Raw genomic sequence first — 7,167 nt, 5'->3', positions numbered from 1 at the left:
TGTAAGAGCGGAACCAATAGCAGCCGTGACCGCAGCAACGGATATGTACCCATAACCCCGCCATCCCCCCCGCTAGCCCCCCGCATTGCACCCGCAGCCCAGAGCCGATAGTCTTGCAAATCATTACCAGCCCAATCGCCCCAGCACCCCGGGCCCATTGGGTAAAAGGAGAGGTTTGTGAACATCGGACAGTTCGCCTTTCAACGCCAGGTTGAAAATCTATACGTCGACCACAACGCCTGGCTACGTACCCTGTTGCGCCGCAAGCTGGGCAACGCATTAGACGCCGCCGACCTGGCCCACGACGTCTACCTGCAACTCATGCGCAAGGGCCAACTCCCGCCCACCGGCGAATCCCGGCGGCACCTGACCCAGATCGCCAACGGCCTGGTCATCGACCTCTACCGCCGCCGCCAGATCGAATCCGCCTACCTGCAAGCCCTGGCCCTGTTGCCCGAACCCTGCGCCCCCGATGAAGAAACCCGCGCCCTGGCCATCGAGGCCCTGATCCAAATCGACGCCGCCCTGCACAGCCTGCCACCCAAGGCGCGCCAGGCCCTGTTGCTGTGCAAGCTCGATGGCCTGAGCTACCGCGAGATCGCCGCCGAGCTCCAGGTCTCCGTCTCCTCGGTGGAAAAGTACATCGCCGCGGGCCTGCTGGCCTGCTACCAGACCCTGTACGGCTGACCCTCGCAATGTCGACCGAGCAGCCAATCTCCCCGGATATCATCGAGCGCGCCGCCGCCTGGATGGCCCGCCTGTGGGCCGATGACGCCAGTGCCGAAGACCACGCCAACTGCCTGCACTGGCGCGCCGAACATCCCCACCACGAACTGGCCTGGACGCGCCTGCTGGGCTTCGAGCAAAAACTCCACAGCATCCCCGCGCCGGTGGCCAGGCACAGCCTGGCCGAACCCGACGCTCCCGACTCCCCCGATCGCCGGAGCACCCTGCGCCTGCTGGGCCTGTTGGTCGCAGCCGGTGGCCTCACCTACGGCGTGCGCCGCACCGACGCCTGGCAGCTGGCGAGTGCCGGCCATAGCACCCGCACCGGCGAAGTTCGCGAAGTGGTATTGCCCGACGGTACCCGCCTGGTATTGGGCCCGGCTTCAGCAGTTGACATACAGTTCGATGACGACCAGCGCCTGGTGCTGCTGCGGGCCGGCGAGGTCTTCATCACGACCGCGCCGTCACCCCGGCCGTTTCGGGTGCAGAGTCGCCAGGGCGTGTTTCATGCCCTGGGCACGCGTTTCAGCCTGCGCCAATGCGACGACGGCAACTGCCAGTTGGCCGTGCTTGAGGGCGCCGTGCAGGTGCAGCCCGACCATGGCGCAGGTGCGCGGGTGGAGGCAGGTCAAGGCGCCACGGTTTCCAGGGACACCGTGCAGCCGACCGCAGCAGTGACTGACCGCAGCATCGCCTGGGTCAAGGGCCTGTTGGTGGCCGATGGTACCCGGCTGGACGAACTGATCGCCGAGCTGGGACGCTACCGCCCCGGTGTACTGCGCTGTGCGCCTGAGGTGGCGATGCTGCGGGTCAGCGGTGTATTGCACCTGGACAACACCGACCTGGCGCTGGACAACCTGGCCGCCGCGTTGCCGATCCAGGTGGTGCGGCGCACCCGCTATTGGGTGACGGTCCGCGCCCCTGCCTGAAAATTCCTTGAGGTTTCGATTGAGGGTTTTGGCCGCTCGTTCGGAAGATAAGGTAAGGGCGAGCAAAGGCTCATTCAGTCAGGGAGACTTCATGAGTAACAAGGATGTGGCTGCGGCCAAACCCAGGGGGCGGGGCGCGGTCTCGCAAGTGTTGCGGCCGGTGCGCGGGCGACTGATCGCTGCGGCACTGCTGGCCGGTGTGGGCAGTATGCTGACGCTGGTGCCGCTGGGGGGCATTGTGCATATCGCCAGGGTCGCCCTCGGCGCGCCGTCGATGGCCCAGGCATCGGGCGAGGTCTGGTTGACCATCAGCCTCAGCCTGGCGAGCCTGTCCGCGGGCCTGCTGTTGATGACAGTTGCGGAGACGGTCGCGCACCTGGCCGACAACCACATCACTCGCCACTTGCGCCTGGCCATCGCCCAGCGCCTGAGCCAGGTGCCGCTGGGCTGGTTCACCGAGCGGGCGTCGGGCGAGGTCAAGCAGGCGATGCAGGATGACATCGGCACCCTGCACAGCCTGACTGCGCATTTCTACACCACCGTGGGCCGTTGTGCCGGGGCCGTGCTGCTGTCGGCGGCTTATCTGTTCATGGTGGACTGGCGCATGGCGCTGGTCTCGCTGTTGCCGTTTCCGGGGTTTTTGCTGTTTTTTACCCGGGCGATGAAAGCCAGCGGCAGCCACATGCAGTCCTTTGTCGAGCGCATGACCCGGGTCAATAACGCGGTGGTCGAGTTCGTCAACGGCATTCCGGTGGTCAAGGCCTTCGGTGCCACCGGCAAGGCCCACGCCAGTTACCGCAAGGCGGTAGATGAGTTCAGCGAAGCCTTCGTTGAGTTCACCCGGCCACTGGTGGGGACGATGGCCAATGCCAACGCGATGATCGCCCCGGTGACGGTGCTCGCCATGGTGCTGACGTTTGGCCTGGTGTTTGTCAGCCTGGGCTGGATCAGCGCGGTGGAGGTGCTGCCGTTCGCCATTGTTGCACCGGGCATTTGCGCGCCACTGATGCTGCTGAGTTACATCGTGCATGATCTGGACAACGCCATCGGCGCGGCCCAGCGCGTGCAGGCACTGCTGGCGACGCCGGTGCTGGCGCAGGTGGAGCCGGGGGGCGAACGCTTGCCCAGGGACGCCGAAGTACGCGTCGAAAACCTCGGGTACGCCTACGACCCGCAGCACCCGGTACTGTCGAACATCAGCTTCACCCTCAAGCCTGGCACCGTAACCGCCATCGTCGGCGCCTCGGGTTCGGGCAAGTCGACCCTGGCGCGCCTGCTGCTGCGGTTTTTTGACCCGACCGAGGGGCGTATCACCCTGGGCGGCGTCGACCTGCGGCAGATCGAGACCTCGCAGCTCTACAACCTGATCGGCTTTGTGCTGCAAGAGGTGCGCCTGGTCCACGCCAGCGTTGCCGAAAACATCGCCCTCGGCCGGCCCAGCGCCAGCCGCAAGGAAATCGAGGCGGCGGCACGGGCCGCGAATATTCATGAGTGCATCATCGGCTTGCCACGGGGCTATGCCTCGGTGATTGGCGAGGACGCGCAGTTGTCCGGTGGCGAGCAGCAGCGTATCAGCATCGCCCGCGCAGTATTACTGGCGCCGCCGGTGCTGGTGCTGGATGAACCCACGGCCGCCGCCGATGCTGCAAACGAGGTGGCAATCCAGGAGGCGCTGTCGCGCTTCGCCCAAGGGCGCACGCTGTTGGTGATTGCCCATCGCCTCGATACCGTGATGCACGCCGACCACATCATCGTGCTGGAAAACGGCCGTATTGTTGAACAGGGCACCCATCCTCGACTGATCGCGCAAGAGGGCCGTTATGCGCGCCTGTGGGCGTCGGGCGGTTACAAACAGACTCGCGAACAGGCGCTGCTGACATGCTGAAAACCTTTATCGAACTGTTGGGCGATGACGGGCCGGTCTTCCGTCGCTATGTCGGGAAAGTGATGTTCTACGGTGCGCTGTGCGGGCTGACCCTCGCCGCCCTGGTGCCGGTACTCACCGACATGCTCAACGGTGATCTGGCCGAAGCGGCGTTGTGGCTGGTGGTGTTCCTGGCGGCGGTGGCGACGTGTTGGGCCACGCGACGCGAGGTTGAAAAGGCTGGCGTCGCGGTGGGTGTGGCGGTGCTGCAAGGCGGGCGCCAGCGCATCGGCGACCATGTGGCCGAACTGCCTGTCGGCTGGTTCACGCCTGATAACACGGCGCGGCTCAACCAGGTGGTGACCCAGGGCATGATGGCCGTGGCTCAGCTGCCGGCCCATGTATTTACTCCGGTGCTCAGCGGCGTGGTGACGCCATTGGTGCTGGTACTGGCGTTGTTTGTGCTGCACTGGAAAATGGGCCTGATCGCCTTACTGGCGTTGCCGATTCTCGGCGGCGCGTTCTGGCTCAGCGCCCGCCTTGGGCGGCGCGCCGACCGGGCGTTCCAGCGCAGCTCGGCCGAAACCAGCCAGCGCATGCTGGAGTTCGCCCAGTCGCAGTCGGTGTTGCGTGCCTTCAGTGGCGGCGGCAGCTCGGTGTTCCTGCAACGGGCGATCGAGCAGCAGCACGTGACCGGGGCGCGCCTGATCCTGCTGTCCGCCACCTCGATTCTGCTGAACATGTGGCTGGTGCAGGTGGTGTTCGCGGCCTTGTTGATCGCCGCCGCGCTCTGGCTTGACGCTTACCTGGGAAATGCCTTGCACGTGGGCTCGGTGATTGCGGTGATGGTGTCGCTGTTGCTGGTCAGCCGCTTCATTGACCCGTTGCTGGAGGTGGCCGGCTATGGCGAAACATTGCGCGGCGCCGGGGTGCAGCTTGAGGCGGTGCGCGAGATATTGGCCGCGTCGCCCCTGAAGGCGCCGAGCGCGCCGCAATCTCCACGGGATGCCTCGGTGGAACTGTTCGATGTGACCTTTCGCCACGCGGCCGGTTCGCGGGACGTGCTGCGCGGGGTGAACCTGCGTATCGAGCCCGGCAGCATGACCGCGCTGGTGGGGGCTTCCGGTTCGGGCAAGACCACGCTGTTGCGGTTGGTCGCACGGTTTTTCGAGGTCAGCCAGGGCCAGGTGTGCATCGCAGGCGTGGATGTGCGACAGATGTCCGGTGAGCAGCTCAACGCGCAGATCAGCCAGATCTTCCAGGACACGTACCTGTTCCAGGGCAGCGTCGCCGACAACATTCGCCTCGGCAAACCCGACGCCAGCGACGCACAAGTACTGGAGGCCGCGCGGCAGGCTGGCGTGCAAGAGATTATCGAGCGCCTGCCCATGGGCCTGTCGACCACGGTGGGTGAGGGCGGGGCACGCCTGTCCGGCGGCGAGCGTCAGCGTGTCGCGATCGCCCGTGCGTTGATCAAGGGCGCGCCGATCCTGCTGGTGGACGAAGCCACGGCAGCACTGGACGCCGAGAACCAGGCGGTCATCGCCGAAACCCTGGCACGCTTGCGCGGCACATGCACGCTGATCGTGATCGCGCATCAGTTGTCGACGGTGGTGATGGCCGACCAGATCGTGGTGCTCGATGAAGGCCGGATCGTGGAGCAGGGCACGCCTGAGCAATTGACCGCAAGGCAAGGGCGCTATGCCCGGTTCCTCGCGCAGCGGCGAGCATCGAAAGGCTGGCGTATCGCTTAGTGGACCCGCCAGGGCGGCGGGTCCGAAGGGCAGGTCAGAGCTTTGGCAGTTGCCCGATGCGGCCCATCATTTCGGTGACGATCTGCAGGTCCAGCAGGAACTGGTCGACGGTCTTGAACTCGTTGTCGGTATGGCCGGTGTACTTGACCTCCGGCCGTGCCAGGCCGAATTGCACGCCGTTGGGCAGCTCATGCACCGAGGTAGCGCCGGCAGACGTGCCGTACTTGTGCTCCATGCCCAGGTTCTCGCTGGCCACCGCCAACAGCGCCTTGACCCACTCGCCCTCAGGGTTGCGGTACATCGGCTCGGCGATCGAGTAATCGAAGGTCACAGCCACGTGGTTTTTCTTGGTCCAGGCGCTGAGCTTGTCGGCGATTTCGGCCTTGAGCGCTTCCGGTGACTTGCCCTTTGGCACCCGCAGGTTGACCGCCAGCTTGAAGGTAGTGTCATCTTCGCCCACATAGGTCAGCGAGGTGGTCAGCGGGCCCATGAACGCATCGGAGAAGCCCACGCCCAGCTTGGCGCCCAGGTAATCCAGGCCCCAGTTGTTGGCGGCGTAGTGCGCGGCGTCGGTGAACTGGTTGTGCTTGAGCGCGACCTTGCCGTCGAGGCTGTTGAGGAAGTCGAGGACCCTGGCTACCGGGTTCACCCCGGATTCCGGTTCGGAGGAGTGGGCGGACACGCCAGTGACGGTCAACTGAACGTCCTTGCCGACGACCTTGGCCGCCACTTCAAAGTCGCCGCCATTGCGCTTGGCGTACTCGCTGCCGGCCTTTTGCAGGCTGGCGGCCAGTTCGGCAGGCTTGTCGCTGAGCAATGTCACCACCGACGCCGACGGAATCTGGTTGGTGGCCTTGCCGCCGGTCATCGAGATGATTTCTGCGCCTTGGCCTTCAGCCTTGCGCTTGGGGAACTTGGCCATGACCGTGCCGTAGCCTTTCTCGGCGATCACCACCGGGTAGCCGCCGTCCAGCGCCAGGTTGTAGTTGGGCGTTGGGTTGTGCTCGAATTAGTACGGGATCGCGTCGCCGGAGGTTTCCTCGGTGGTATCCACCAGCAGCTTGAAATTGCGCGCCAGCGGCAGCTTCTCTTCCTTGATCACCTTCATCGCGTACATCGCCACCACGATGCCGTTCTTGTCATCCTCGGTGCCGCGACCATACATCCGGTCGCCGATCAGCGTGACCTTGAATGGGTCGAGCTTGGTGCCGTCCTTGAGCACCCAGTTTTCCGGGGTTACCGGTACCACGTCCGCGTGAGCGTGGATGCCGACCACTTCATCGCCGCTGCCTTCCAGGGAAATCTCGTAGACGCGGTTGTCGATGTTGCGGAAGTTCAGGTTGAACGACTCGGCCAGGCTCTTGATCTTGGCGGCGATCTTGATGAACTCGGGATTGTCGTGCTGGGCCACGCCGGCGACCTGGAAGGTCGGGATCTCCACCAGCTCACGCAGGGTTTCAGTGGCGGCGGCGCCGTACTTCACCCGCGCATACAGGCCCAGCAGGCGATGGATTTCATTCTGCTGGTCGGCGCTCAGGTCCTTATTGTCGAGAAAGGCACTGATGGCCGGGCCGAGGTTGTCGCTCTTGGCCACGTCATTCTTGGCCAGGCTGGCGAGGAACTGCCGGAAATCCTTGACCGAGGCATCGCTGAAGGTCTTCAGGATGACGGCGTTCTGTTGTGGGGTGAGGTTGGCTTGAGCTTGGGTGGTGAACACCGAAAGGCTGGCGGCCATCAGGGTGGCTACGGCCAGTTGCTTGAGGGAAAAATCCATTGCTGGGGGCATTCCTTTGCAGGGAGTTAGTGAGAAATGTCTGATCGAAAGGTCAGAAACAATTTCACACACTACCATCGGGAGGGCGCAGGAGGGGAGCCCCCGTTGTGGGATTTGTCC

4 protein-coding genes and 1 pseudogene are annotated in these 7,167 nt (G+C 64.5%); 4 read left to right on the top strand and 1 reads right to left on the bottom strand.

Annotation, left to right across the window (positions count from 1 at the left end):
• Positions 1-177: 177 nt before the first annotated feature.
• The 4 genes from HYE77_RS15890 (at position 178) to HYE77_RS15875 (ending at position 5,273) form a co-directional block, all read left to right on the top strand.
• A complete protein-coding gene (locus HYE77_RS15890) occupies positions 178-687 on the top strand; it encodes a sigma-70 family RNA polymerase sigma factor (RefSeq protein WP_102606099.1) in 510 nt (169 codons plus the stop codon).
• Positions 688-695: 8 nt separating this feature from the next.
• Positions 696-1,655, top strand: coding sequence for a FecR domain-containing protein (locus HYE77_RS15885; RefSeq protein WP_177068980.1), 960 nt, complete (start codon positions 696-698; stop codon positions 1,653-1,655).
• A 91-nt stretch (positions 1,656-1,746) separates the two neighbouring features.
• A complete protein-coding gene (locus tag HYE77_RS15880) occupies positions 1,747-3,540 on the top strand; it encodes an ABC transporter ATP-binding protein (protein ID WP_177068979.1) in 1,794 nt (597 codons plus the stop codon).
• On the top strand, positions 3,534-5,273 hold the full coding sequence (locus HYE77_RS15875) for an ABC transporter ATP-binding protein (RefSeq protein ID WP_177068978.1): 1,740 nt from the start codon (positions 3,534-3,536) through the stop codon (positions 5,271-5,273). Before HYE77_RS15880 ends, HYE77_RS15875 begins: the two co-directional genes overlap by 7 nt.
• Before the next feature lie 34 nt (positions 5,274-5,307).
• Here the strand turns inward: HYE77_RS15875 and HYE77_RS15870 are convergent.
• A pseudogene (locus tag HYE77_RS15870) lies at positions 5,308-7,047 on the bottom strand (dipeptidase).
• Positions 7,048-7,167 lie beyond the last annotated feature (120 nt).

This window comes from Pseudomonas sp. IPO3774, assembly GCF_013386835.1.
In the GTDB taxonomy this organism is placed as follows: Bacteria; Pseudomonadota; Gammaproteobacteria; order Pseudomonadales; family Pseudomonadaceae; genus Aquipseudomonas.
This window is presented reverse-complemented; position numbering and strand designations above follow the sequence as displayed.

Excerpts from the sequence above, each read along its gene's own strand:
- HYE77_RS15885 (WP_177068980.1), top strand. The coding sequence starts at position 696 with ATGTCGACCGAGCAGCCAATCTCCCCGGATATCATCGAGCGCGCCGCC.
- HYE77_RS15880 (WP_177068979.1), top strand. The coding sequence starts at position 1,747 with ATGAGTAACAAGGATGTGGCTGCGGCCAAACCCAGGGGGCGGGGCGCG.
- HYE77_RS15875 (WP_177068978.1), top strand. The coding sequence starts at position 3,534 with ATGCTGAAAACCTTTATCGAACTGTTGGGCGATGACGGGCCGGTCTTC.